At 57.4% G+C, this 23,563-nt stretch carries 19 protein-coding genes; 7 read left to right on the top strand and 12 right to left on the bottom strand.

Annotated elements, in window-relative coordinates; all coding sequences use genetic code 11:
* Positions 1 to 825: hypothetical protein (locus tag V7080_RS02195; RefSeq protein ID WP_334186755.1), on the top strand; the 825-nt coding region annotated here is incomplete at its 5' end.
* A gap of 189 nt (positions 826 to 1,014) precedes the next feature.
* Positions 1,015 to 2,271 (top strand): hypothetical protein, encoded by a 1,257-nt coding sequence (locus V7080_RS02190; protein ID WP_334186754.1) that lies wholly within the window; start codon positions 1,015 to 1,017, stop codon positions 2,269 to 2,271.
* On the opposite strand, the gene V7080_RS02185 is transcribed toward V7080_RS02190, so the two are convergent.
* Entirely contained in the window at positions 2,258 to 3,289 is a 1,032-nt protein-coding gene (locus V7080_RS02185; RefSeq protein WP_334186753.1) for a polysaccharide deacetylase family protein, read from the bottom strand. The two genes, V7080_RS02190 and V7080_RS02185, sit on opposite strands and share 14 nt — an antisense overlap.
* A gap of 55 nt (positions 3,290 to 3,344) precedes the next feature.
* The gene (locus V7080_RS02180; RefSeq protein WP_334186752.1) at positions 3,345 to 4,673 is read right to left on the bottom strand and encodes a putative O-glycosylation ligase, exosortase A system-associated; all 1,329 of its coding nucleotides are present in this window, start codon (positions 4,671 to 4,673) and stop codon (positions 3,345 to 3,347) included.
* Between the two features lie 415 nt (positions 4,674 to 5,088).
* Between V7080_RS02180 and V7080_RS02175 the strand changes: the two genes are divergently transcribed.
* From V7080_RS02175 to V7080_RS02155, 5 genes are all read left to right on the top strand, one after another.
* Positions 5,089 to 6,081: a glycosyltransferase family 2 protein gene (locus tag V7080_RS02175; protein ID WP_334186751.1), complete on the top strand. Its 993-nt coding sequence runs from the start codon at positions 5,089 to 5,091 to the stop codon at positions 6,079 to 6,081.
* A gap of 15 nt (positions 6,082 to 6,096) precedes the next feature.
* Positions 6,097 to 7,593, top strand: coding sequence for a lipopolysaccharide biosynthesis protein (locus V7080_RS02170; RefSeq protein ID WP_334186750.1), 1,497 nt, complete (start codon positions 6,097 to 6,099; stop codon positions 7,591 to 7,593).
* Between the two features lie 58 nt (positions 7,594 to 7,651).
* Positions 7,652 to 8,425 carry an FkbM family methyltransferase gene (locus tag V7080_RS02165; RefSeq protein ID WP_334186749.1) on the top strand — a complete coding sequence of 258 codons (774 nt, stop codon included), beginning with the start codon at positions 7,652 to 7,654 and terminating at the stop codon, positions 8,423 to 8,425.
* 88 nt (positions 8,426 to 8,513) lie between these two features.
* The gene (locus tag V7080_RS02160; RefSeq protein ID WP_334186748.1) at positions 8,514 to 9,701 is read left to right on the top strand and encodes a glycosyltransferase family 4 protein; all 1,188 of its coding nucleotides are present in this window, start codon (positions 8,514 to 8,516) and stop codon (positions 9,699 to 9,701) included.
* Between the two features lie 318 nt (positions 9,702 to 10,019).
* The gene (locus V7080_RS02155; protein ID WP_334186747.1) at positions 10,020 to 11,018 is read left to right on the top strand and encodes a glycosyltransferase family 2 protein; all 999 of its coding nucleotides are present in this window, start codon (positions 10,020 to 10,022) and stop codon (positions 11,016 to 11,018) included.
* Positions 11,019 to 11,070: 52 nt separating this feature from the next.
* Here V7080_RS02155 and V7080_RS02150 read toward each other — a convergent pair whose 3' ends face one another.
* The 10 genes from V7080_RS02150 to V7080_RS02105 are packed head-to-tail and all read right to left on the bottom strand — an operon-like array spanning position 11,071 to position 23,548.
* Positions 11,071 to 12,261, bottom strand: coding sequence for a glycosyltransferase family 4 protein (locus V7080_RS02150; RefSeq protein ID WP_334186746.1), 1,191 nt, complete (start codon positions 12,259 to 12,261; stop codon positions 11,071 to 11,073).
* Entirely contained in the window at positions 12,258 to 13,472 is a 1,215-nt protein-coding gene (locus V7080_RS02145; RefSeq protein ID WP_334186745.1) for a TIGR04063 family PEP-CTERM/XrtA system glycosyltransferase, read from the bottom strand. Before V7080_RS02145 ends, V7080_RS02150 begins: the two co-directional genes overlap by 4 nt.
* A gap of 4 nt (positions 13,473 to 13,476) precedes the next feature.
* Positions 13,477 to 15,429 carry an XrtA/PEP-CTERM system amidotransferase gene (locus V7080_RS02140; protein WP_334186744.1) on the bottom strand — a complete coding sequence of 651 codons (1,953 nt, stop codon included), beginning with the start codon at positions 15,427 to 15,429 and terminating at the stop codon, positions 13,477 to 13,479.
* The gene (locus V7080_RS02135; protein ID WP_334186743.1) at positions 15,417 to 16,589 is read right to left on the bottom strand and encodes a TIGR03088 family PEP-CTERM/XrtA system glycosyltransferase; all 1,173 of its coding nucleotides are present in this window, start codon (positions 16,587 to 16,589) and stop codon (positions 15,417 to 15,419) included. The genes V7080_RS02140 and V7080_RS02135 overlap by 13 nt, the downstream gene beginning before the upstream one ends.
* A complete protein-coding gene (gene xrtA / locus V7080_RS02130; RefSeq protein WP_334186742.1) occupies positions 16,586 to 18,139 on the bottom strand; it encodes an exosortase A in 1,554 nt (517 codons plus the stop codon). The genes V7080_RS02135 and xrtA overlap by 4 nt, the downstream gene beginning before the upstream one ends.
* A 33-nt stretch (positions 18,140 to 18,172) precedes the next feature.
* Positions 18,173 to 19,402: a TIGR03087 family PEP-CTERM/XrtA system glycosyltransferase gene (locus tag V7080_RS02125; protein ID WP_334186741.1), complete on the bottom strand. Its 1,230-nt coding sequence runs from the start codon at positions 19,400 to 19,402 to the stop codon at positions 18,173 to 18,175.
* Positions 19,403 to 19,406: 4 nt separating this feature from the next.
* Entirely contained in the window at positions 19,407 to 20,486 is a 1,080-nt protein-coding gene (locus V7080_RS02120; RefSeq protein ID WP_334186740.1) for a FemAB family XrtA/PEP-CTERM system-associated protein, read from the bottom strand.
* A complete protein-coding gene (locus tag V7080_RS02115) occupies positions 20,483 to 21,331 on the bottom strand; it encodes an XrtA system polysaccharide deacetylase (protein ID WP_334186739.1) in 849 nt (282 codons plus the stop codon). The genes V7080_RS02120 and V7080_RS02115 overlap by 4 nt, the downstream gene beginning before the upstream one ends.
* A 46-nt stretch (positions 21,332 to 21,377) precedes the next feature.
* Complete coding sequence (wecB, locus tag V7080_RS02110) at positions 21,378 to 22,538, bottom strand: non-hydrolyzing UDP-N-acetylglucosamine 2-epimerase (RefSeq protein ID WP_442947169.1); 1,161 nt, start codon at positions 22,536 to 22,538, stop codon at positions 21,378 to 21,380.
* Positions 22,535 to 23,548: an XrtA/PEP-CTERM system-associated ATPase gene (locus V7080_RS02105; protein ID WP_334186738.1), complete on the bottom strand. Its 1,014-nt coding sequence runs from the start codon at positions 23,546 to 23,548 to the stop codon at positions 22,535 to 22,537. Before V7080_RS02105 ends, wecB begins: the two co-directional genes overlap by 4 nt.
* Positions 23,549 to 23,563: the final 15 nt, after the last annotated feature.

Raw genomic sequence — 23,563 nt, 5'->3', positions numbered from 1 at the left:
TTCATGGAGCAGGTGCAGTTTGCGGCGACGGTCCACTTCCTGAAAAACACGGACACCGCACGCCTGTTCGCGCAAGGGGTCTTTCGATCGAACGCCGGCGCGAACACGACGCGCGGTGCCGCCTGGGCGATGCGCACCCTGGTGCAGGCGGCGTGCATAACGCCTGACAGCGACAGCGCGCTGCGGTCGGAATTCATGGCGTCCCTGGAAGCGAACGTCAATTACTATCACCGGCGTTACGTCGCCATGCCGAATAACCCGCATGGCATCGTCACGCCGTATAGCGATTACACCGGTGTCGGTGACGGAATTTATTACACAGCTCCCTGGCAGGAAGACTTTTTCACGGCCGCCTACGGTTATGCCATTGATGTGGAGCCTGCGATCTCCCCGGCCGGCATGACGAACCTGCGGCAGTTTTTCGCCTGGAAGGCGCGCAGCGTGATCGGTCGTTTTGGCGGTACGGCGCCCACAGAATACCTGTATCGCGATGCAGCTACCTATACGATTGCCGTGTCCCCTTCGGACAACCCGGATTTCGAGAACGGCAAGGGGCCGTGGTACAGCGATTGGGGACAAATCTATGCAGCCACTCTGGGCACCGCCAACAGCGGCGTCCCGGGCGATCTGCGCGGTGCCTATTACCCGGGCGAGACCAGCTACTGGGGAAACCTCCAGCCAGCGCTTGCCTATGCGGTTGAACACAACGTTCCAGGCGCACTTCAGGCCTACGAGCGAATGACCGGTGCCGCGAACTGGAAAAGTATGGTTGCCGCACTGAATACCGCGCCTGTATGGGGTGTCAGGCCGCGGAATGCGCCGTGAACCGTTCGAAATGCCCCCTGGTCATGATGTCCTGACGGTGGCCTGTCATCGGAAATGCCCGGTGACTCAAGCATGCCGAACGAACGCACCCAAACACGCCTGCCGCGTCCGGGACGATCGACGAAATCCGGACGGACGTCGAATCTGCGGCCACGACAGCGAACTACCTAGATTCTGATTGAAATAACGATGGCCCAAACTTTATCCAATTCCTTCGTCGTCCAGGTCCAGGAAACCCGCGCCGCCAGGCCTTTGCCTGCCTGGGTTCCGCCGGCCGGTTATTTTGCGGATGTGCCGATGCTCAATAACCCGGCCGACGTCCGTCCCGCCATCTACGGTGCAAGCGACACGATGAACAGTCCCTTCATCATCTGGGGCGGGAGCGCAATATTGCGCGACTACAGCGATCTGGGCGCGCAGGCCTATTATTCGGGAGGCCATGAATCTTCCGGCGGCTTGCCGAACGTGCAGATGTCGCTGATATGCGACTTCTCGTCCTTGACATGGAGCGTGAAAAACCTGCCGCTGTCGGCCAACATTTCATCCAGTTTCAGCAGCGCCGGGCTTGCTCCTGATTCCACCCCATACAACCCGCACACTTATCTTGGGCTGCAGGAAATGCCGTCGGGGTGGGGCGGCAGCGCAAAAGGGACGCTGGTATCGTTCTTCTGGGCGGGATCCGGATATCCGAACAAGATCAACCTTCTTGACGTATCGAAGGAGGTCAACGGCTATTCGCAGTTAGCGACCTCGCAGCCGGCGAACGCCGAGCCGACGAGGATATCGTTCAGCGGCAATGGCCGTGCTAGCGCCGGCACATATCCGATCACCGTGATGGACGAGAGCCGCCAGGGATGGTGGGCAGCAACCAACGGACCGGTCGATTTCACTTTGTTCATCAGCCAGCAGGGCCAAATTACCCAGTACCCTGCGCTTGGCGGTAACACGCAGGATGCGGCGTTGGTTCTATGTCAATCGCTGAATCTGCTGGTGATGATTGACGGCGGCTACGCAACCACCAATGCGCCGCGCACACTCTATATCCGCAATCTGTCGAATGGGACGGTTACCGGCAACACGACGGTCGGCCGGATTCCCAATCTCGGCTTCGGTTATGACGGCAGTACGGTGCCGAACTATCATCGTGCCGGATCGATGGGCCTGCAGTGGGTCGAAGAACTTGGATGCGTGGTTGGTCTTGATGAAAGTACGGTGCCGCCTTCGGTCGTCAAGCTCAGTCCGCCATTGGATAGTCCGGCGACCAATCCATGGACGTGGAGCGTCGTGCCCGTAAAGCATTGGGTGGACGGGAACCCGAACGGGCAGGCGCAGCTGCGGTCCGTGCAGAATTCCGTATGGTCTAAGTTCCGTTGGGTGCCGACACTGCGAGCTTTTGTTTACGGCACGGGCAAAGACCGTAAGCCGCAGGTGATCAGGCTTGCGTAGCCGTCTGCGGCTCTCTGAAAAAATTGCGCGCCATATGCGTCACAAATCGAACTTGCCTTTTGTCCCATGGGGTGAAGCGCGGCAATTGATAAGGATCGGAATTCGCATCGGCCGCCCCCCAGGCCGTCGATACGGCGGCATCGAAGCCAAGCTCCTTCACCATCGCGACATGCGGGTGTAGATAGTCCTGCATGGGTTTGCCGTTGGGGTACGCGAAAAGACGAACGGGCGCCCGTACGATGCTTTCCAACACTTCCTTTCCGGCCGCAATTTCATTCTTGGCTGCATGAGGGTCGAGGCTGGCCAGAATGGGGTGATGAACGGTATGACCGCCGATGCCCATGCCTGCGCTGTGCAGCATTTTTACCTGGGATGTCGTCATCATCAGGTCGGACGGCAAGGGAATGCGCAAGTGTTCGCACATGCTGTCTATGCGGGACTGCCGTTCTGCCGGGGGCAGATACTTCAATTTTCCAAGTAAGGCGGAAATCGTCTGCCGGCGCAGGGCCATTGTCCCGATATCGAATTGACCCAAACCGACCTTATCGAGATCGAGTGTATTTCCGGCGGCATTCCGTACGAGTTCAATCACCGTATCGTTCCACATCCTTCCGCCGTCGAGGAAACCGGTCGCAATGAAGAAATTGGCCGGAACATCGTGCCTTTGCAGGATGGGCAAGGCAACTTCGGCATTGTCTGCGTAGCCATCATCGAAGGTGATCGACGCGGCACGCGGCGGAAGTGTGCCATGTTGCATTGCCTTCACAGCGTCCGATAACGGAATGATGTTGAAGCATCTTTTCAGCAAAGCGATCTGGCGATCGAAGTCGGCTGCGTCCACTTCTCCCGGGAAGAGCGGATCCCGCCGGGGCAAAACGCGGTGATAGATCAGTATCGATAACCGTGCATGCCGACCGCCCGGCGACAGAACGCCCATCATCGCCCTGCCGAGGTGCGACGCCCAACTCTGTCCCCTGCGATCAATCATGAGATCGGTGTCGGCTATGGGATTCGGCATCTTTCGTCCTCAAATACCAGCGGGGTTCGCGGGCGTGATGTGTTGAGCGCATGGGCTACCCAAGAAATCTTGACGCGGCCGGTGCCAACGCCTGCGCGTTTGAACGGGCAATATCGCCGGCATTCGAACGACCAAGTTGTGCTTCGGACTTCAATTGCTCTTCAATGATCCTGCGTGTAATGACCATCGCGGCCATCAGGTAATACGGCACGTCGAAGTAAAGCAGGCTCAGGAACGCACCACCGACTGCGAAGCCGATCAGGCTGACCTGGACCATGGCGGCGAGATGGTACGCCCACTTTAAATCTTCTCTTTTTTTGGTATTCCGGACGATCCAGCTTCCGCATCGCCATGTCAGGAAGCCGAGTAGCAGATAGAGACCGAGCCCCACGAATCCATGCTCGCCGAGCGCCTGGAAATAAATGCTGTGGGCAGCGTGAACATCGGTGGGGATGGGAGCATATTTCCCGAAGACCTCAAGGTCGTAGATCTCAAACCCGCCTCCAACCAGCGGTCTGTCCTTGGCCAGGTTATATGCCATCCACCAGGCATTGATGCGGCCCATTGCGGAACTGTCTTCCTTGTAGGTGGAAATCGTGTCCATGCGCTCGGTCCACTGGTCGGGCATGAATGCAACGAGTACGGGTATCGAAATCACCATCAGGATGCCAAGAATAAGTTTCTTGCTGCTCTTGAGCCAGAGGAATCCTGCCATGGCGGCGATGGCGAGCAAAGCCCCGCGCGAGTAGGACCCAAGCGCCGCGAACGCGCACAGCAACATGGCGACGGTTAGTCCGTGGCGGATCCATTTTTTATCCGTCATGATCTGCAGGTAATGCATCAACGGGATCACCATGATCAGCGCAAGCGCGATCTCGTTGTTGCCGCCGATGAACGTGTCGGCCGGGCCCCATACTCGAAATTGCCCGCCACTCATGACAGTGAAAATTCCGCCTTTGACGCCGAAAAAGCCTAGTGAAAACACCAGAACGGCGATGAACAACTCGATGTGCCGCCTCGTCTTTATTAGCATTAGGGTCACGATCGTCATCAGCATGATCTTGATGACTCTGTTCCAGTTGCCGTAAACCTGGTCGGGGTGAATTGCGAAGACGGTGGAAACGTTCATCCAGATGATGAACCCGATCAGCACCAGGGTGACGGGGGTGACTGGGAAGTCTTTTCGGTCCTTGGTCAGCACCAGGCTTAACAGCGTGGTTGCGGCGATGACCGCCGCAAAGGGGAAAGTGGTCGCGAAGCCCCAGCTTTCCCTGTGCGGATTCATCACGCTGATCCACACCCACATCAGAATGCCGATATAAGGCCTCTTCAAGATGAAGGGCAGCGAGCCAAATACGATAAGGGTAACGGCGAGATCTCTCATTGGCCGGGACGGAGCGTGGTCGGGGATCGGGACATGCGGGGGAATGCGGGAAATGGCAGCGACATCCTCATCCGCTCTGCTATGCGGGCCAAGTATATTACAACCAGGCATGTGTTAGTCATTTGGCAAAGAGAAGATCGTCAAACATCATCAAGACCCGTCCGCTTCGGCGTCGTTGCACAACAAAAGCTGGTTTGAGTGTTTGTTCCGACCTGCATAATGAAACAATGTCAAGTGATCGATATTGTTAAATATTTAATCTTAGCGATGCCTTTTGTTGTCGAAAATATTAGAATGCCACCCGCCATCCTGAAGATAAAAGCCGTGCGCCGTTAAGCCTTGTGTAATCAATACCGGCTGTTTATCGATACAAGGGAGGAATCCGGAAAAACTAACATCGTGGAGTGGTCACGGCATGGCAAAGGTAGCAGTTGTTATCCCGTTCTTTCAACGGGAGAAGGGCATTCTTCTTCGGGCGGTTCAATCAGTGTTCGCACAGTCCTTCGTGGATTTTCATGTAGTTATTGTCAGCGATGGTTCGCCTGTATGTGCGAAAGACGAACTCAAGTCGTATATCGACAGGAAGGAACCGCGCATCACAATCATCGAACAGCCGAATGCCGGGCCTGGCGCCGCCAGGAACCGCGGGTTGGACAGCTTGCCAGCGGATACGGAGTATGTCGCCTTTCTCGATTCGGATGACGAGTGGTTTGCGGGACATCTCGACCGCGCAGTTGCAGCGCTGGATCAAGGTTACGATTTCTACTTCTCGGATTTCTATTTTTCTGACTTCAAGGAAAAAAGCGCGTTCGCGAGAGCCGGCAAGATTCCGCTGAACGAGCATAGAAAGTTGTCCTCAACCGAAGATCTGTACGAGTACAACGGTGACATGGCAGACCAGATCCTCGTGCGGGGCAATGTAATCGGTACCTCCAACGTCGTCTATCGCTACCGCACACATCGCCGCTTGCGCTTTCGAACCGAATTCTTCAACGGACAAGACTACCTTTTTTGGCTGGATTTTTTTGCGTCTGGAGGACGTGCCGTCTTTTCGCCTGCCATCGATTGCAATTGCGGACTCGGTGTCAATATCTTTGCGGGTGCGGGATGGAATACCGACCGGTCACTCGACCGGCTTCGCAATGAATTGAAGTTGTGGACCGCGGTCGGTTCGATTTACAAGCTTGCCGGGATGCGCAAGGCTGCCAACGCAAAACGAATTCGCCGGATCCGCGGCAGTATTGTCCGCGACCTGATGCATCGCATCGTCCATCGGAAGACACTTCAACTACGTATTTTGGCTGACATAATTTGTATCGATCCTGTTATTCTTCTGGTAATTCCTGCGGCGTTTGGCAGCATTATGATGGAACAACTCAGCGGACGAATCCGGCCCCGGTCCAAATGAAAGACAGCGAAAGCCTTGAACGAGATTGATAAAAAAATTGCGAAGGGCGCCGCATGGATGGTGTCGTTCAAGCTTATCGACCGGGGCCTCGGATTAGTCAGCACCATCGTGCTCGCGCGCCTTCTCGTTCCGGAGGATTTCGGACTGGTGGCGATGGCGATGCTCCTGGTGGGTGCCCTCCAGCTTCTTTTCTCCTTCAGTTTCGATGTCTCGTTGATCCAGAATCCCAATGCAGGACGGGATGACTTCAATACGGCTTGGACCTTCAACGTTATCTTCGCCTGCGTGTGCGGCGTACTTCTTGCAGCTGCTGCCCCATTTGCTGCCGAGTTTTATCGTGAGTCGCGCCTTGAGCTGGTGATCTACCTGCTTGCCGCCGGCTTCGCAGTCCAGGGTTTTGCGAATATCGGGCCTGTAATCTTTCGGCGTGAAATGCGCTTTGACCGCGAATTCAAATTCTTGCTCGGCAAGCGCATGGCGAGCTTGCTCGTAACACTTCCACTTGCCTTCACCCTCAAGAATTATTGGGCGCTTGTGATCGGCCAGCTTGCCGGGACCCTGATTTCGCTGGTGCTGTCCTACACTGTGAGCGATTATCGTCCGCGTTTCTCGTTGGCAGCGAAGCTGGAGCTCTTCCATAGTTCGAAATGGCTGATGATCAATAACATCGTGCATTTCCTGAACGCGCGAACACCAGAGTTCGTGATCGGCCGGATGGAAGGGCCGCAGGCGCTCGGCATATACGCCATCTCAAACGAGATTTCCACCTTGCCGACAACCGAACTGGTTGCGCCAATCAATCGTGCCGCTTTCCCGGGGTATTCCCGCGTAGCCTCGAAACCGGCAGAATTGCGCGCGAGCTTTTTGAATGTGATCTCAATGATCGCGTTGTTTGCGCTGCCGGCTGGGGTAGGGGTTTTCGCAATTGCAGATTTGATGGTGCCGGTGGTTCTCGGGCCGAAATGGCATGCCGCGATTCCACTTATCCAGGTGTTGGCGGTGTATGGCGTTATTCAGGCACTGCAGACAAATATCGGCTACGTCTACATGGCGTTGCGACAGAATCGGATGATTACGCTTACCGCTTGCCTGCAGTTCCTGTTGTCTGCCGTTTTGATGTATACCGGAATTCGGTATTGGGGTGCGCTTGGCGCCGCATGGGCATTGCTTATCACCGTATTGATCATGATCCCGGTGAACCAGCTTCTTATCGCAAAGCATCTGGAACTGGGGGCTTTGGATTTTTTTCGCAAACTGCTTAGACCCGCGATTGCTTCTGCCGCGATGGCGTTCGCGGTCTGGATGCTCAAACTGAATCTGGATCTGGACGGAAAGGTAAGCTTAATAGGCTTGCTGCTTTGTACAGTCGCCGGCGCGTTGGTTTATGCCGTCGTGCTGTATTTTTTATGGCGGTTCGCGGCCCAACCGAGCGGACCGGAGAAAGTGTGCTTTCTTAAAGCCGAGGCGATTTTGCGGAAATACGGGATATCACTTCGTCTCGTGAGCGTCTGAAAAGCCATGCCCCGTTAGCACGGGTGTAATAGTCGCAGTCAATGTCCAGGGGGTGAGAATGTCTTTGCGAAAGATGTTAGGGAAATCCGTCACTGAAATGGCGACGAAGCGCGGGTACGAAATCATTCCTTTCTGGAAGATGGCCGAACGACCTTTGGTCGATCATTTGCGACGGTTGTTTGCTCAGTATGGAATCGATACCGTTATCGATGTGGGCGCGAACAAGGGGCAGTTTCATGATCTGGTACGAAACGACGTGGGGTTTCGCGGGCAGATACATTCATTCGAGCCGGTAAGCAGCTATGCGCAAGGGTTGAAGCAGAAATCGATCGACGACACCGCATGGAAGATTCATCCATACGCGCTAGGAAGTGCGCCTGGCACGGCGGAAATCAATGTTACCCAGTCCCCTGGATTGAACTCGTTTCTGGCGCCTCGAACCGACGTTGTTGCCGGCTTCTGGAACGACAATTCAATCTCCCATGTGGAAAAGGTCGCGATACGTACACTGGATGACGTCCTTGCTGACGAGGGCATCGACTGCAGTCGGCAGGGTGTCTACCTGAAGCTTGACACGCAAGGATTCGATCTCGAAGTCATAAAAGGTGCGCGCAAGTCGATCGCCGGAATACGAGGCTTGCAGTCCGAGGCATCTATCAGGCCGATCTACCATGGCATGCCTACCTACAACGAAACAATACAAGAAATGAATGAACTGGGATTTGCCCTGTCCGGCATGTTCCCGGTTACCAGCGATGTGTCGCTTCGATTGGTGGAACTCGATTTTGTGTTCATCAATAACCATTTCACATCGTCAGGGCCGCATCGGTGATGCGCAGCAAAGAATACGCGCATTCGAATATCAGGCCTTCGCAGTTCGTTGGGAGCATTGTGTTGCTACTTGCTACGGAAATGCGGACGTGAGCCGGGACGATCAACAGCCTGGCTACCTGTTCGTGCTGCCCTGGTCGATTGCGCATCCAGGGGGGGTAAATCAGGTCGCTGCCAACTTGTATCGACAGGTAGACGGCTATGGCGTATTTCGGCCTTTTCTGCTCGTCGCCGATTGGCGCAGCCGTGTGCTGACAATGAACGACGAGGACGGATTCGATACGGCGCACTATCGCCTGCGCGCTCCTGCCAGTCATGATCAGCTGATCCGAACGTTTTTACTCTTCGTACTGACTGCCCCCTCCAGGCTCTTGTCGCTGCGGCGATTTTTGCTGTACAAAAAGATCGGTATCCTGAACCCGCATTACCCGACACTTGATTGCCTCAATTTTTCATTGCTCAAGCTTCTTGGCCTTTATAAGGGCAAGCTTGTCCTTTCCTTCCATGGCGCGGATATAGCGAATGCCGGACGTTCACGCGGATGGGAACGGATTTGCTGGAGGTTGTTGTTGCGTTCATCGGATGCAATCGTTACCTGCTCGAACAGTCTCGCTGGTGCGGTATCCGCTTTTATGCCCCAGATTGCATCAAAAGTTCATGTGGTTCACAACGGTGTTGATATCAGCAAGATCGTTGCCGAGGTAGACCGCAGTGTCGACGTCGATGCCATGGTCGCCGGCAAGCCATTTATCCTGAATATTGCGACGTTCGAGCCGAAAAAAGGGCAGGACGTGCTGATACGTGCATTTCACCGTATTCATACGGATTTTCCTGATATGCGGCTGGTATTGATCGGGCGCTCGGGCGAAACCGAAGTGCCACTGCGAAGCCTTGCGGAAGAGCTTGGGATCTCCAGCAAAGTCGTGATGATCAAGGATCTGGAACACAGGAAAGTAACGGCGATTCTGGAAAGGGCAACAATATTCGCCCTTCCTTCGCGGGTGGAGCCTTTTGGCATTGTCGTGCTGGAAGCGGGAATCTTCAATATTCCCGTAGTGGCTTCGGCGGTAGGCGGCGTACCCGAGATTCTGCAGGATGGCGAGAATGGCTCTCTTGTCGAGCCGGACGATCCTGATGCGCTGGCTACCAGAATTGCATTCTTGCTGCGTGACCGGGGTGAGCATGAACGGCTGTCTCGAAGCTTGCAGCGACATGTGAGGGAAAAATTTGATTGGGTCCATGCTTACCGGCGTTACCTGGAAATCGTCACTCGGTAATTGAAGGTCGCCGTGCGTTTTGGTGCCAGGTCGTCGTCGTCATTCAGGTCGCGCTGCATGAGTAACTTTGTTGGTGCATGCGAGGCCTTTACGGTGAGGCCTTCCTGATTTGACTGTCACGATATTTATTTGGCTGGAGCCGTCGCATGCCGATTCCTTGACTGCATGCAGCCTTCAAGACTTGCAGAGCATTTGGGCGGACATCGTTGTTATTGCTTGCCGGCAGACTTCGCTTATCGTACGGTGCTTGTTCGAGCGAACTGGTCTACGTGATAGTTCCTCTACGCAGGTGATTTGATTGATTTGATGGGGTGGAAAATGACACACAAGATTGCGGTGGTTATTCCTTTCTACCAAAAGACGGAAGGTATCCTGTTAAAAGCTGTTCGATCGGCCCTTGGGCAGACCGGCATAGAGCATCTTCGGATCTATATTGTGGATGATGCATCGCCCATACCGGCTCGGAAGGAACTGGAGGCGCTGATCGAGTCCAATCCCGGCAGGATCGTCATCATTGAACAGCCGAACGCCGGCCCCGCCGCAGCACGCAATCGCGGGCTCGATAGCATCGATACGGACGTCGAATATGTGGCGTTTCTCGATTCCGACGATGAGTGGGTGGAAGATCATCTTTCCAACGCGTTGAAGGCACTGGATGCCGGCTTCGACTTTTACTTTTCCGATCACTTTCAGCTGAATCAGACCGTCAGTGCTTTCAACCGTGCCGGAAGAATCGACGTGGCGCTGCATCCGCGCATCGGCGATTCGGATGTGCTGCACAGTTACTCCGGCGACATGTTTAACCAGATTTTGATGGGTAACATTATCGGTACGCCAACGGTGGTCTATCGATATCGAAAATTTCCGTCTTTACGTTTCCGGGAAGAGTTTGTATATGCAGGCGAAGATTATCTTTTTTGGCTGGAGATTTCCCGACTTACCGAAAGAATTTCTTTTTCTTCTTTATGCGAATGCAGGTGTGGGCCGGGTGTAAATATCTTCTCTGGTTCCGGCTGGGGAACGGAAAAATCCCTCATTCGGCTGCATCACGAGATGAAATTCAAGAAAGCACTGAACAAACTGTTTCGGCTCTCGCATGAACAGGCTCGAAGCACTAAGCAGGCTGTCCAGGCGCTACGAAGGAGTTTCGTCGCAGATGTCCTACACCGTATCGCGCACCGCAAACCCCTGCATAAAGACGTTTTACTTAAACAAATGCATGTCGATCTGCGGACCTTTGCCTATTTTCCGTTTATCGCGATTTCAACTGCACTACGCAGGGGACGCCGAGGCCTTGATCGCAAGCTCGATCAATAATGACGCAGGTTTGATTTGTGCATGCCGCTGACACAAACCGGTAAGCCTTTGGCTACGCGCTGGCCAAGCCCGATCGCGCATTCACTACCCGTTTGAACAGCACAATCTGTCCCTTCGTCGTGTCGTCCCAACTAAATTTTTCCGCATATCGCCGTGTCGCCATCCGGTCGGGATAGGCGTTGCGCAATGCATTGACCGCCTGTGCCACACCTTCGGGAGAACGCTCCGCCATAAGTATGCCGGCGTCCGGCGATGCGACGACTTCAGGGGTACCCCAGACATTGCTCGCCACGACCGGTGTGCCGCAGGCCATGGACTCGAGCAAGACGTTTGCCCAGCCTTCCCGACTGGACGCGAGCACGCTGGCGTCGGCGGCTGCGTAATGTTTATTCAGGTCCGCATGCGGGATTGCGCCGAGAAACGTTACCCGGTCCTGTACACCGAGGTGGCGGGCAAGTCCTTCAAGCCTGCTCTGTTCCGGTCCGCTGCCGGCAAGAAGCAGGCGAACGTCCGGCAGCAAGGGGAGGGCGCCGACAATCAGCTCGTGTCCTTTGACCGGTACCAGGTGTCCGACCGAAATCAGGGTGAAGCCTTGCAAGCCAAGTTCCCTGCGCTGCTCCTCCTTGTCAAGAGGGCGGAACATCGCCAGGTCCACACCGTTGCGAAGCGGTGTAATCCGGTCGCCAGCCACGCCGAGCGCCATCAGTTCGTCTTTCAAGGCATTGCAGACGGTGATGATGGCGTCAGCGTTCTGTGCCGCCCATACAATCATCCGGCGCGGTAGGTGATGGCGTGGAATCAGGGATATGTCGGAGCCGCGCGCGGTGATGACGACCGGCTTGTTGAAGTACTTGCCCAGCATGACCGCAGCCACGCCGTCGGGGTAAAAGTAGTGTGCGTCGATGGCATCGAAATCGTAGCCCTCATCGATGATGCGCGCGATCGTTTGCTTTGCTGCGGCGGCCATGAAGAAAGGCGCGCTGGTCATGCCGACCTTCGGGATAAGCGGATACCGTGGATGGCGTACATGAATGCCGAAGCGGACTTCCTCCCGCGGCGGACGCGCGAACTTCGCATATCGGCCGAAGCCGGCATGGTCGAACGGAAACCAGGGCACCGGCGCAACGACGCGCGATTCCACTTCGCCGCTGGCAACCAGGTGCCGTAGCCGCGTCTCGACGAATATAGCCTGGTTCGGTGATGCGGTGTTGGGGAACAGCGTGGTAAAGGTAAGAAGCTTCATTTCCGCCTGATCTTGAGTAAGCCGTCATACACAGGCTGGTATCGGCGGACGCTGGCGCCCCAGTTGCGCTCGGTTTCGACAAATTGCCGTGCCGCCTGACGAAGAACAGGCCATCGCTCGGGTTTCGCGAGCAGTTCCAGCACTTTACTTGCCAATGCATCCGGACTGCCGGCCTCGAAAAGGCAGCCCGTCACACCATCGGTAATCAGTTCGCGGTGGCCGCCGACGTCCGAGGCGGCGAGAAGGCGGCCTTGTGCCATGGCTTCGAGCGGCTTGAGGGGCGTGACGAGATCGGTCAGCCGCATCTTGATCCGCGGATAGACCAGCACGTCCACCAGGTTGTAATAGCGCTGCACCTCGCTGTGCGGAACACGTCCGGTAAAAACCACCTTGTCCTGGATGCCGAGCGTCTGCGCCAGGCTTTTCAGTTCGGCTTCCTGCGGGCCGCCGCCAACCAGCAGGACCCGCACATGCGGATTGGCGTCGAGGATCTGCGGCAAGGCCCGAAGCAGGATCGGCAGGCCCTCATAGGCATAGAATGATCCGATAAAGCCCAGCACGACTTTGCCGGCCAGTCCGGTTTCGGCTGCCAGTGCAGGATCCGGAGTGCCGCCGGTGCTGAAATTGGATGTGTCCACTGCGTTCGGGATCACGGTGATCTTGTCGGACCCGATGCCGCGGGTGACGATTTCGCTGCGCAGGCCTTCGCAGATGGTGGTGATCGCATCGGCGCGCCGCAATGCATGCGTCTCCATTGCGCGGGTAAGACGATATCGCATGCCCCATTCGGTGCTGGTGCCATGATCAACGGCCGCATCTTCCCAGAAGGCGCGCACCTCATAGAGTACCGGGATGCGCAGGCTTTGTCCGACACGCAGCGCCGCGATGGCGTTGAGGGCGGGGGAGTGGGCGTGCAGTATGTCCGGCTTCACCTCGGCTGCGACTTCCTTCAAGCGTGATGTCAAACCGCTGATCACGGAAAGCTGGTCGAGCAAGGGCATTTTTCCGAGCGGCGATCGGGTCGGGGCGGTCCGGTGGAAGTTCCAGCCATCGACCGATTCCATGCCGCTCTCGTTCTTGCCCTGTTTCGCGGACGTGATGTGATGCGTCTCCCATCCGAGCTGGCGCTGCTCCTGCAGGATGGACAGGGTCCGGAATGTGTATCCGCTGTGCAGCGGGATCGAATGGTCGAGAATGTGAAGTACGCGCATGGATTCAGATCACTTCTAGCGGCCGTTCGAATGCGCGCTGTGTGCGTGCCGCTTCAGCGCCATCGCCGTGAAGCTCCTTGCGGAGGAAGGCCTCGAACATCAGCAAGGTCCAGAGGGGCGCGCTGTAATCCCGCCGGCCGGACTCGTGCTGTTCCACCATTTCCCTGAGAAAGGCGGTATCGAAAATACCGGTTTCCGCCAGCGTCGGTCCGAGCAACGCATCCCGCACGCGCTGGCGCAAGGGACCGCGGAACCAGTTCCCAATCGGAACGGCAAATCCCATCTTGTCGCGGTAAAGAATGTCGTCCGGCAGATGCGCTTCAAGGCTTTTCTTGAAGATGTACTTTCCCTGGCTGCCTTTCAGCTTGATGGATGAGGGCAGCCCGGAAATCCATTCAACCAGCTTATGGTCCAGCAGGGGAACCCGTACTTCAAGCGCATGCGCCATGCTGGCGCGGTCCACCTTGGTCAGGATGTCGCCCGGGAGATAGGTTTTCATGTCGAGGTACTGGATCATCGACAGGGGGTCATCCGTGGGGGACGCCGCGGCATGGCCGCGCATGACGTCGATTGCGCGGTAACCCTGCAGGTCCGAACGGAATTTGGCGCTAAACAGTTGTTCCCTTACCCGGTCGGGCATGATCGAGACGCCGTGGAAATAGCCCTCGACCAGGTCCCGTGACAGTGCCTCGAACGTGGTTTTCGCCCGGAATACCCGTGGTGCCCAATCCGCCTTTGGGTAATACCTGCCCAGCATGCCGAATACCGGCTTGCGGAATCCGGCAGGCATCGTCGAACGTACACGGTCTTCCGCCATCGCATATTTGTAGCGGCGGTAGCCGGCAAGGTTTTCGTCGCCGCCGTCTCCGGACAGCGCAACCGTCACCCGTTTTTTCGCCAGCTGGCACACGCGGTAGGTCGGGATCGCCGAACTGTCGGCATACGGCTCGTCGTACAGCTCAGCCAGCGTATCGAGCAGGGAATAATCATCCTTGTCGACCATGTCCGTGTGATGGCGGGTCTTGTACTGCGCTGCCACCTGGGAAGCGTATTTGGATTCGTCGAAAGCCGGGTCGTTGAAGGAAATCGAGCAGGTGTTGACCGGCTCGTTCATCAGTCCGGACATCATTGCCACCACGGCGCTCGAATCGACGCCACCGGAAAGAAAGGCGCCCAGCGGTACCTCGGCAACCAGTCGAATCCGAACCGCCTCCCGCAGCCGCTCGATCAGTTCCGCGCCGGCATCCTGCTCGGACATCGGGGCATGCGGTGCGAACGGAACGTCCCAGAACTGCTTCGATTGCGGCAGCGGCTGGCCGAACCGGATGGTTAGCGTATGACCCGGCGGCAGCTTGAACGCATTCTTGTAGATCGTTTTTGGCTCCGGCACATAGCCGAAGGCAAAATAATCTTCGACCGCACGGGGATCGATATCTCGCTGCATTCCCGGATAGGCGAGAAGCGATTTCAGCTCCGATCCGAAAATGAACATCCCATCCGGCAGCATGGAGTAGAAAAGCGGCTTCACGCCCAGCCGGTCGCGAGCAAGAAAAAGCGTTTCCTTGTTGCGATCCCAGAGCGCAAATCCGAACATCCCGCGAAAGCTATCGACGCATGCCTCACCCCATTGTTCCCATGCATGTACGATCACTTCCGTGTCGCAATGGGTGCGGAAGGTATGACCGAGTTCGACCAGTTCCGCCATCAGTTCGACGTAGTTGTAGATTTCGCCGTTATAGACGACGACAACGCTGTGGTCTTCATTGAACAGCGGCTGCTGGCCGGAGGACAGGTCGATGATCGATAGCCGCCGGTGTCCCAGTCCCACGCCCGGCTCCGTGTGCAATCCGCCTTCATCCGGCCCCCTATGGTGCTGGGACTCGTTCATCGTATGAAGGAGCGAGCGGTCGATGTCCCGCTTGCTCCGGGTATCGACAATACCGACTATTCCGCACATGATTTACTGAGCTCCCTGACTTTGATTTTGCGTTCAAATAGTGAATCGTACATTTCCAGATACTGGCTAAGCATGCTCGCCATGCTGTAACGCTGGGTCACCCGCTCCAGTCCGGCGGCGCCGTGGCGCGCGGCAAGCTCGGGCTGCCTGACATAGGTGGCGATCGCTTGCGCAAGCGCTTGCGGATCACGCGACGGAACGATCTGTCCGGTGACGTTTTCCTGCACCACTTCCGGAATGCCGCCCACGCGCGTTCCGACCACCGGCAGTTCGGTCGCCATCGCTTCGAGAGCCGAGCCCGGCGTGCCTTCCGCGATGGATGACAGCACGAATACGGAAAAGCTGCGGAGGACCTGCGCCACGTCCATCCTGGCTCCAGGCAGCCAGACCTTGTTCGCAATACCCGCGGCTGCCACTTTTTCCCGCAGCGCCGGCATCGACGGGCCATCGCCGACGATGGCGAGGCGCAAACGGTCACGGTCTTCCGGCAATAATTCGCGGAGCATGATGAATGCATCGACCAGTCCAGCATGATCCTTCACATCCTGCACGCGTCCGACGGTGCCGATGACGAAACTGCCTGGCGGAATATCGCCATACTCGGCCCCGGAAGAGGCGGGACCCGGTTTGTACTTGCTGGTATCGATCCCGTTGTGAAGCAACCTGCTTTTCGCTTCGGGAATGCCGATGATGTTTCTGTTCCACGTGGCGAGGTCGCCGGAATTTGAATAGCAGCAATCGTAGAACGGCACCAGCGCCTTGCGCAGGAAATTATGCTTCCGGTTTGTTCCTTCCGGATCGCTCGCATCCCTGCCATGCGATCCGCTGATCCGGACCGGTACGCCGGCAAGCGCGGCCGTCGCGCCATATTCCACGGCTGCGAGATTATACGTATGCACAATATCGGGCTTCAGTTCACGCAACAGTCGCCACAGTTTTCGGTGGGTATCCAGGCTCAGACCCGGTGTCTTGTGCAGCGCGTGGAGTCCGACGCCCGGCTTGGTAATTTTTTTGTGGAAATCGGTGTAATCGGTGAGGCAGATGATCGCATGCCGGTATCGCTCCGCCGGCATGCGGTTGATGCGTTCGACCAGCATTGTTTCCAGCCCGCCGAAGTCCAGCCGGTAGATCAGGTGGGCGATGAGGGGCGGCGTGATCATTTCACCGACGCCGTGATCTGGCCGGAAGGCGTCGCCAGGGTGGATTCGATGGCCGGCAGGTTGGCCGCCAAATAACCGCGCAAGGTACTGCGGGCTTCATCGGGGTTCGATTCATAGGGTGCGAACACCATGACGGCAGCGCCATCGTTCCCGCGCATCAGCAGCTTTGCTTTTGCCTGGATGAGTTTCCCCGCATAGTTGCTGGCGGTCGCCGTTCCGTCGATCCAGTACCAATGCCATACCAATATCTTGCCGGTTGCGCTGTCGATGGCAGCCTCACGCAGGGTCATGGCCCTTCCGGCGATATTTTCTTCGCGCGTACCGCCGGCCACCTGCCTGAATGCCGCATCCTTTTCCTCCACCAGCCTGTTGATGGAGCTGATCAACTTCGCGTCGTCTCCGGAATCGCGGTAATAAAGCATCGCGAGCCCGACCTTCCGGGTGTCTTGTTCGTAGTATCGATACAAGGCTGTGCTGGGATTGGAAAAACGCGGTTTCCATTGGGTGAAGGCGTCCGTTTTCTTCCAGGTGCCGTTGAAGTCGTTGAGCGCCGGGAGGGCGGTGTCCTGTCCGGTCCGATCGAGGTAGTGCGCATATGCAGGCCAGATGGCCGCACAGGCGGCACACGCAAGAGCGGCGCCGAAAAACTGTTTTCCGGACATGATGCGGTCCCGCCGGGTTGTGGTCAGTTGCATCGGTGACGGCGCTGGTTCGTCGCGGTCTTCCCGCCACAAGCTGCCGATCCCGAACATCAGGAACATGACGATGCCGAAAAACAGCCATCCGTACACAAGATGATCCACGCCGACCGCCAAGGTCATGCCGCTGTAATGCCCGATCATGACGATCATGTAGGCGCGCAAGCCGTTCGCGAGGATGGGCACGACGATGGATAGCAGGATGAAAACCGCCTGGCGCACGCGTGACCGGTAGGTCAGGTAGGCGTACAGGCTGCCAAGAGTGATCGACGAAATCAGGTAGCGGACCCCACTGCAGGCTTCCACCACGGACCAGTTGCCGGTGGGAAGTTCGAAATGCGTACCATTGCGCAGGACCGGAATGCCGGTGAGCTGGACGGCGGCAACGGTGAAGTCGGCGGTGAATTCGATCAGCGGATCAATGAAGGCATCGCCGAACGGCACGGCGAGCAGGAGAAACAGGAGCGGAAAGGCCATGGCGCGTGAAACGGTCGGCCCGAGCACCGCAAGTACCATCAGCGGGATCATGGCGACGAAGGCATATTGCTGTACGACCTGGACCGCCCCCAGATCTGCGAGTAGCCATCCGAATCCGCATGCGGCGATCAGCCCCAGTGCGGGCCAGTACGGCGCGGCCGCCTCGATCGGCAGGCTGTCCCTGCGTTTCCAGATCAGCCAGAGCGAGATCGGCAGGATGATATAGCCGTGGGCGAAGGTGTCCGAACTGTTCCAGATGCCGACGATGGACCGTGCGGTGGCGAAATAGATCATCACCGCCGCCAGTACTGCAGCCGTGACGGCGCAGACTTTCAGGAGGTCGGATGAATCGGTTTTTATGGTGGTCGCGAGCATGGTGTCGGTGTCGGGTTTATCGTGTCCGGCGGTCTAGGGCAGGGCGGCAAGCGGCTTGGGAGAGGCCGCCGGCGCCGGGTCCAGCAGTGCATCGACGCGCGATAGATTGCTTGTCCAGCCATACAGCGCGACCACTTTCTCCCGGGCGTGAAAGCCGATGTTCCCGTCCGGCGTTTTCAATTGCCCTATCGTCTTTGCGGCGAATGCCTGCGCGTCTTCCGCAAGAAGCAGCTCCCGCCCGGGCAGTGCGTCGATGCCTTCGAGCGCCTGGGCCGATACCACCACCGGCTTTGCCATCGCCATGGCTTCGAGCACCTTGTTCTGGATGCCGCGCGCGATCCGCAGCGGCGCAACCGTCAATTTGGCATGTGCAAGATAGGGGCGCACATCGGGTACCGTTCCAGTCACATGCACGCCGGGCATCTCGGCGAGCGCCGTTACCGCCGCAGTGGGGCGCGCGCCGACGATGTAGAAATGCGCTGCGGGGTGTGCTTGCCGGATCGACGGAAAAATCTCGTTGGCAAACCATTGCGCCGCATCGATATTCGGCCAGTAATCCATCGCGCCTGTGAAGGTCATGACGTCATGGTCCTGCGTGTACGGATTGTCGAATTGGTGTGCCGGTGCGAAATAGTCGGTATCCACACCGTTGCTGAAGAATCCCACTTTCTCCCGGACGGCCGGCGCGAGGCGCTTGAACAGGTCCGCTTCCGGTTGCGACACGAACAGCGACGCATCGAATTCCCGTGCGACATGCTGCTCATAGTGCAACAGCTGCCGGGCTTCGCGGCCATAAAGCCAGCTCATGGGCCAACGCTTGTTCTCGGCATACTGGCGCCATTTGTCGGAGTCGATATCGACGAAGTCGATAACCCGCCGTACGTCGCGCAGGTGCATCGCGTATTGGGCCATCGCGGACGAAAACACCAGTACCCGCCTGATGTCGTGCCTGCGCGTCACCTGGTCTACCCACGCCTGGAGTGTGGTGTCGCGGTAGTAGTCGATGCTGAGCGCGCGGTTGCCGGCAAGTGCGCCAAGGCTGCGCACTTTTGCGGTACGCGGATTCAGATCGGCGAAATGCGTTTCTCCACAATATGCCTTGACCCGTTCCACGTGCTGCCAGTCATCGGGATCGTCCACGAAGGTGCCCAGATGCACGTGATAGCGTTCCGCCAGGTGCTTGAGCAGATGATACGAACGTATCTTGTCGCCCTTGTTCGGCGGGTAGGGAATGCGGTGTCCAAGGAATAGGAGATGTTCCACCCGATCACCCCAAGTTCTTTACGATATGCGGCCCAAGCGCCGTTGCGACCGGCATCGGCAGGAATTGCCACATCTTGACGAATAACCGGAATTTGGGATTCAGTGGATTGTTGTCCGGCATTTCCGTCGAGCGGTGCAACTGGTATTCATAGTGAAGCGCTTGCGGCGCGAATCCCCAGTTCTTTTTGAAATCGAAGGCCCCGGTGCCTAACTTGCTGCGTCCGAAATCGAAGACCGTGTAACCTTTTTCGCAGGCACGCCGCATCAGTTCCCAGTACATGAAATCGTTGCCGGCGACCGCGCGCGCCTCGTCCATGCCGCCGCCATAATAGGGCAGCACCTGGTCGCGGAAGTAGAAGCTCAGGACGCTGCTGACAATGCGCCCCTGGTTGGTAATGGTTTGGATCTCGCAGTCGTCGCCGAAAACATCTTTCAGCGTATGGAAGTATTTTTTTGAAAACACCGGCGTGCCGAGCCGATGCACGCTGGTGGCATAAGCGGTGAACAACCGGTCGACGTTGTCGTCAATTTCGCATTGGAGCCCCGCCTTGATACCCTTGCGGACCATCGCGCGTTGCTTCTTCGGGATGGCAAGCATGTTCTGCTCGGGATCAGGCAGGATTTCCTTGCGAAAGGTGACGTAAAGTTCCTTGCTTTTCCAGTCCTCGTGCCGTGGTTCCTGGTTCCGGTATTCCAGATGACCTACCTTCAGGCTGGCGGCGAGTTCCTGTGCATGCATGTCGAGCGCATTGCGCGCGGCGTCGTTGAGCGCGGCGATCCCGCCATAAACGCAAAAGGGCAGGGAAGACAGGGAATGGCCGAACAGGCGGCTCCTGATCTCCGCCAGGCACAACACGCCTTCAATTTTGCCCTCGGTTTCCGCGTACAGAAACCAGGTTCTGTGGCCGAAGGAGCGCTCGATGACGGCTTTCCAGCCCGCCCGGTGAAAGAACGTCGCTTCCGGACAATCGAAAACGAAACGATCCCAGCGTGCTTCGTCGCCCGCCTGCATCAGTTTGATGACCAGTGCGGAACGCTGGCTTTCACTGTGCGGCGCCAAAACCGCGTCGGCGACCGTGCTCATTGCCTGCCCAGGAAAACATGGTCCATCCGCCCCCACTGGAAGTCGCGGGTGAGCGCTTTCAGGCGTGTTTCCGTCCGATCCAGGTTGATGTAGTGGCGAAAGCGTGTCTTGAAGCCGACGTTTTTCTGCCGCGGCTGCTCCGGGTCCAGCTCCCAGGGATGGAAATAGAAGATCGCCGATTGGCCGTCCCGCTCGTTCACCTGCTGCATCAGCCAGCGTGACATTGCATATGGGAAGAACCGGAAATACCCGCCGCCGCCGGCAGGCAGATTCTTCTGCATCAGGCGCACTGTCGTGATCGGCAATTCAAGCAGGCCGTCCTTGCCGTTCGGATAGAACGCGAACCTCGGCGCATCCGGCATGCCGTAGTGGTCGTGATTGATCGGGTAAATGCTGGAACTGTAGCGGTAGCCTGCCTTCAGCAATACATCCAGAGCCCAGAGATTGCGGCTGCCGATGGAAAAACTCGGCGCTCTATAACCCTGCACCTGCTGTCCGCCGATATCTTCGAGCAGCGCCTTGCTGCGACCGACATCGTCGCTAAATTCCTCGGCGGTCTGGTCCGATGCACGCTGGTGTGCGTAGCCATGGCTGGCCAGCTCATGCCCCTGTCCGACGATGCGCCGCACCATCGCCGGGTATCGCTCCGCAATCCAGCCAAGCGTAAAGAACGTGGCCTTGATCCCGGCTGCATCGAGAAGTGCCAGAATCCGGTCGATATTGGCTTCGACCCGGCAGGCGAGATGCGGCCAGCTTTCCCGTGGGATGTGCGATGCGAACGCGGAGACCTGGAAGTAATCTTCCACATCGATGGTCATCGCATTGCGAATGGTTTTTGCGGACATGTCTGCCTTCTTTTTGTTGTGATGCTGGTTTCCAGGGCTTGAACGTTCAGGACTTGAAATCGTTCGCCATCCACCGTTCGATGGTTTGCGCAATGCGTACCGCGGCTTTTCCATCCCAGAATTCCGGGGCACGGCCCGCTTTGCCGCCGGTCCGCATGACATCGTCGAATATCTGCAGGATGGCTTTCGCATCGGTCCCGGCGATCGTGTTGGTACCTTCCTGCACCGTGATCGGACGCTCGGTATTGTTCCGGAGCGTGATGCATGGAACACCGAGTGCCGTGGTTTCCTCCTGGATCCCGCCGGAATCGGTGAGGACCACGCGCGCATCCTTCATCAGCCCGAGCATTTCCAGGTAACCCATCGGCGGCAGCAGCAATACCTGCGGCACGTTCAGCATCTCGCTCAGGCCGAACTTCTCGATCATCGAACGCGTGCGCGGATGCATCGGGAAAATCACCGGAAGGCGCTGGCTTACGGTCAGTGTGGTATCGAGCAACGTGCGCAGCACGGCCGGATCATCGACGTTGGCCGGCCTGTGCAAGGTCATCAATGCATACTCGTTCCTGTCTCCCAGGAACGCCGGCCGGTCGGCGCTCTTCACGATGCGGGACGTCGGGATGGCGCGATCGAGATTGCCGAGCAAGGTGTCGATCATGACGTTGCCGACAAAATGAATGCGCGCTTCATTGATGCCTTCACGGAGCAGGTTGTCGCGACCGCTTTGCTCGGTCGTGAAGAGCAGGTCGGAGATCTGGTCCGTCAGGACGCGATTGATTTCTTCCGGCATGGAGCGATCAAAACTGCGCAGTCCGGCTTCCACGTGGATGACCGGAATCCCTTTTTTCGCGGCGACGAGCGCGCAGGCGATGGTCGAATTGACGTCCCCGACCACGAGCACCGCTGATGGCTTGAGACTGTCCATTACCGGCTCCACCCGGCGCATGACTTCCGCCGTCTGCACGGCATGACTGGCGGATCCGACATCCAGGTTGATATCCGGGGCCGGAATGCCGAGCGCTTCGAAATACTGGTGGTTCATCGCCACGTCGTAATGCTGGCCGGTGTGCAGAAGTTGCACCGACGGATTCGATGCGAGATTTTTCAGCGCCGCGATGATGGGCGCCATCTTCATGAAATTGGGACGTGCGCCGACCACGCAAAGGATGCTGTGACGGTTGCCGGAATCGGCTGGAGTCATGGTCATGGATTCGTTTCTTCCAGAGGTTTTTTGATTTTTGGAGAAAACAGCAGCTTGGTCAGCGCATCGACGATGGACTGCAAGGCACGTTCTATTTTCCCGAGCCGTTCGACGACATGCTCAAATCCGGCCTCCCGCGGATCGCCTGGGCGGACCACGAGGCTGACGGGCATCGGTGCGTCGTCAAGCGACGCATTGCCGCGATCGAATTCTTGTTCGATGTCCTGGATGACAGTCTCGATATGGGAAAGGTCGAACGCATGAATCTCTTCCAGGTAACCCATCAGGAACAGGCGGTCGCACAGGGTGTTGATCTTGCGCGGGATGCCGCCGGTGAATGCATGAATGCGGGTATAGACATCGGCATGCAGGCTTGGATCGTTCCGCCATCCGACGGTATGCAACCGGTGTTCGATGTAAGTGCGGCATTCGTCGGGGTCCATCGGGCCGAGATGGTAAGACGCAATGACGCGCTGCCGCAGCTGGACCATGTCGGCGCCGAGCAGGGTATGGCGGAACTCGGGTTGTCCCAGCAAGAAGGTTTGCAGCAGGCAGTTGTCGTTGGTCTGGAAATTGGACAGCATTCTCAGCTCTTCGACGGTCTGCGAACCGAGGTTTTGTGCTTCGTCCACAACCAGCAACGCACGCTTGCCCTGCCGGTCGCAGTTGCGCAGAAACTGTTCGATACGGGTCAGCAGCTCCGCTTTGCTCGCATCGGCGAACGGGACGCCGAATGCCGCGGCTACCATCTTCAGGGTATCTTCAGACGACAAATGCGTATTGACGATCTGCGCCGCGACAATCTTTTCTGCATCAAGGTCACGAAACAGATTGCGCACCAGCGTCGTCTTGCCGGCGCCGACTTCTCCGGTGATCACGATGAAACCTTCGCCCTGCGATATGCCGTACTGCAGGTACGCCATTGCACGCTTGTGGTTGCGGCTGCTGAAGAAGAAACGCGGATCCGGCTTTAGCTGGAAAGGTTTCGCACTGAGGTTGTAATAGGACTCATACATCGAATGCGTATCTCC

The organism is Noviherbaspirillum sp., from assembly GCF_036846085.1.
Lineage (GTDB): Bacteria > Pseudomonadota > Gammaproteobacteria > Burkholderiales > Burkholderiaceae_D > Noviherbaspirillum.
This window is presented reverse-complemented; position numbering and strand designations above follow the sequence as displayed.

Coding starts and splice junctions, on each gene's coding strand:
- V7080_RS02145 (WP_334186745.1), bottom strand. CDS start 13,472: ATGCGCGTACTTCACATTCTCGACCATTCGATCCCGCTGCACAGCGGA.
- xrtA (WP_334186742.1), bottom strand. CDS start 18,139: ATGCTCGCGACCACCATAAAAACCGATTCATCCGACCTCCTGAAAGTC.
- wecB (WP_442947169.1), bottom strand. CDS start 22,538: ATGACCATGACTCCAGCCGATTCCGGCAACCGTCACAGCATCCTTTGC.
- V7080_RS02135 (WP_334186743.1), bottom strand. CDS start 16,589: ATGATCACGCCGCCCCTCATCGCCCACCTGATCTACCGGCTGGACTTC.
- V7080_RS02180 (WP_334186752.1), bottom strand. CDS start 4,673: ATGAGAGATCTCGCCGTTACCCTTATCGTATTTGGCTCGCTGCCCTTC.
- V7080_RS02190 (WP_334186754.1), top strand. CDS start 1,015: ATGGCCCAAACTTTATCCAATTCCTTCGTCGTCCAGGTCCAGGAAACC.
- V7080_RS02155 (WP_334186747.1), top strand. CDS start 10,020: ATGACACACAAGATTGCGGTGGTTATTCCTTTCTACCAAAAGACGGAA.
- V7080_RS02175 (WP_334186751.1), top strand. CDS start 5,089: ATGGCAAAGGTAGCAGTTGTTATCCCGTTCTTTCAACGGGAGAAGGGC.
- V7080_RS02105 (WP_334186738.1), bottom strand. CDS start 23,548: ATGTATGAGTCCTATTACAACCTCAGTGCGAAACCTTTCCAGCTAAAG.
- V7080_RS02165 (WP_334186749.1), top strand. CDS start 7,652: ATGTCTTTGCGAAAGATGTTAGGGAAATCCGTCACTGAAATGGCGACG.
- V7080_RS02140 (WP_334186744.1), bottom strand. CDS start 15,429: ATGTGCGGAATAGTCGGTATTGTCGATACCCGGAGCAAGCGGGACATC.
- V7080_RS02115 (WP_334186739.1), bottom strand. CDS start 21,331: ATGTCCGCAAAAACCATTCGCAATGCGATGACCATCGATGTGGAAGAT.
- V7080_RS02185 (WP_334186753.1), bottom strand. CDS start 3,289: ATGCCGAATCCCATAGCCGACACCGATCTCATGATTGATCGCAGGGGA.
- V7080_RS02120 (WP_334186740.1), bottom strand. CDS start 20,486: ATGAGCACGGTCGCCGACGCGGTTTTGGCGCCGCACAGTGAAAGCCAG.
- V7080_RS02150 (WP_334186746.1), bottom strand. CDS start 12,261: ATGAAGCTTCTTACCTTTACCACGCTGTTCCCCAACACCGCATCACCG.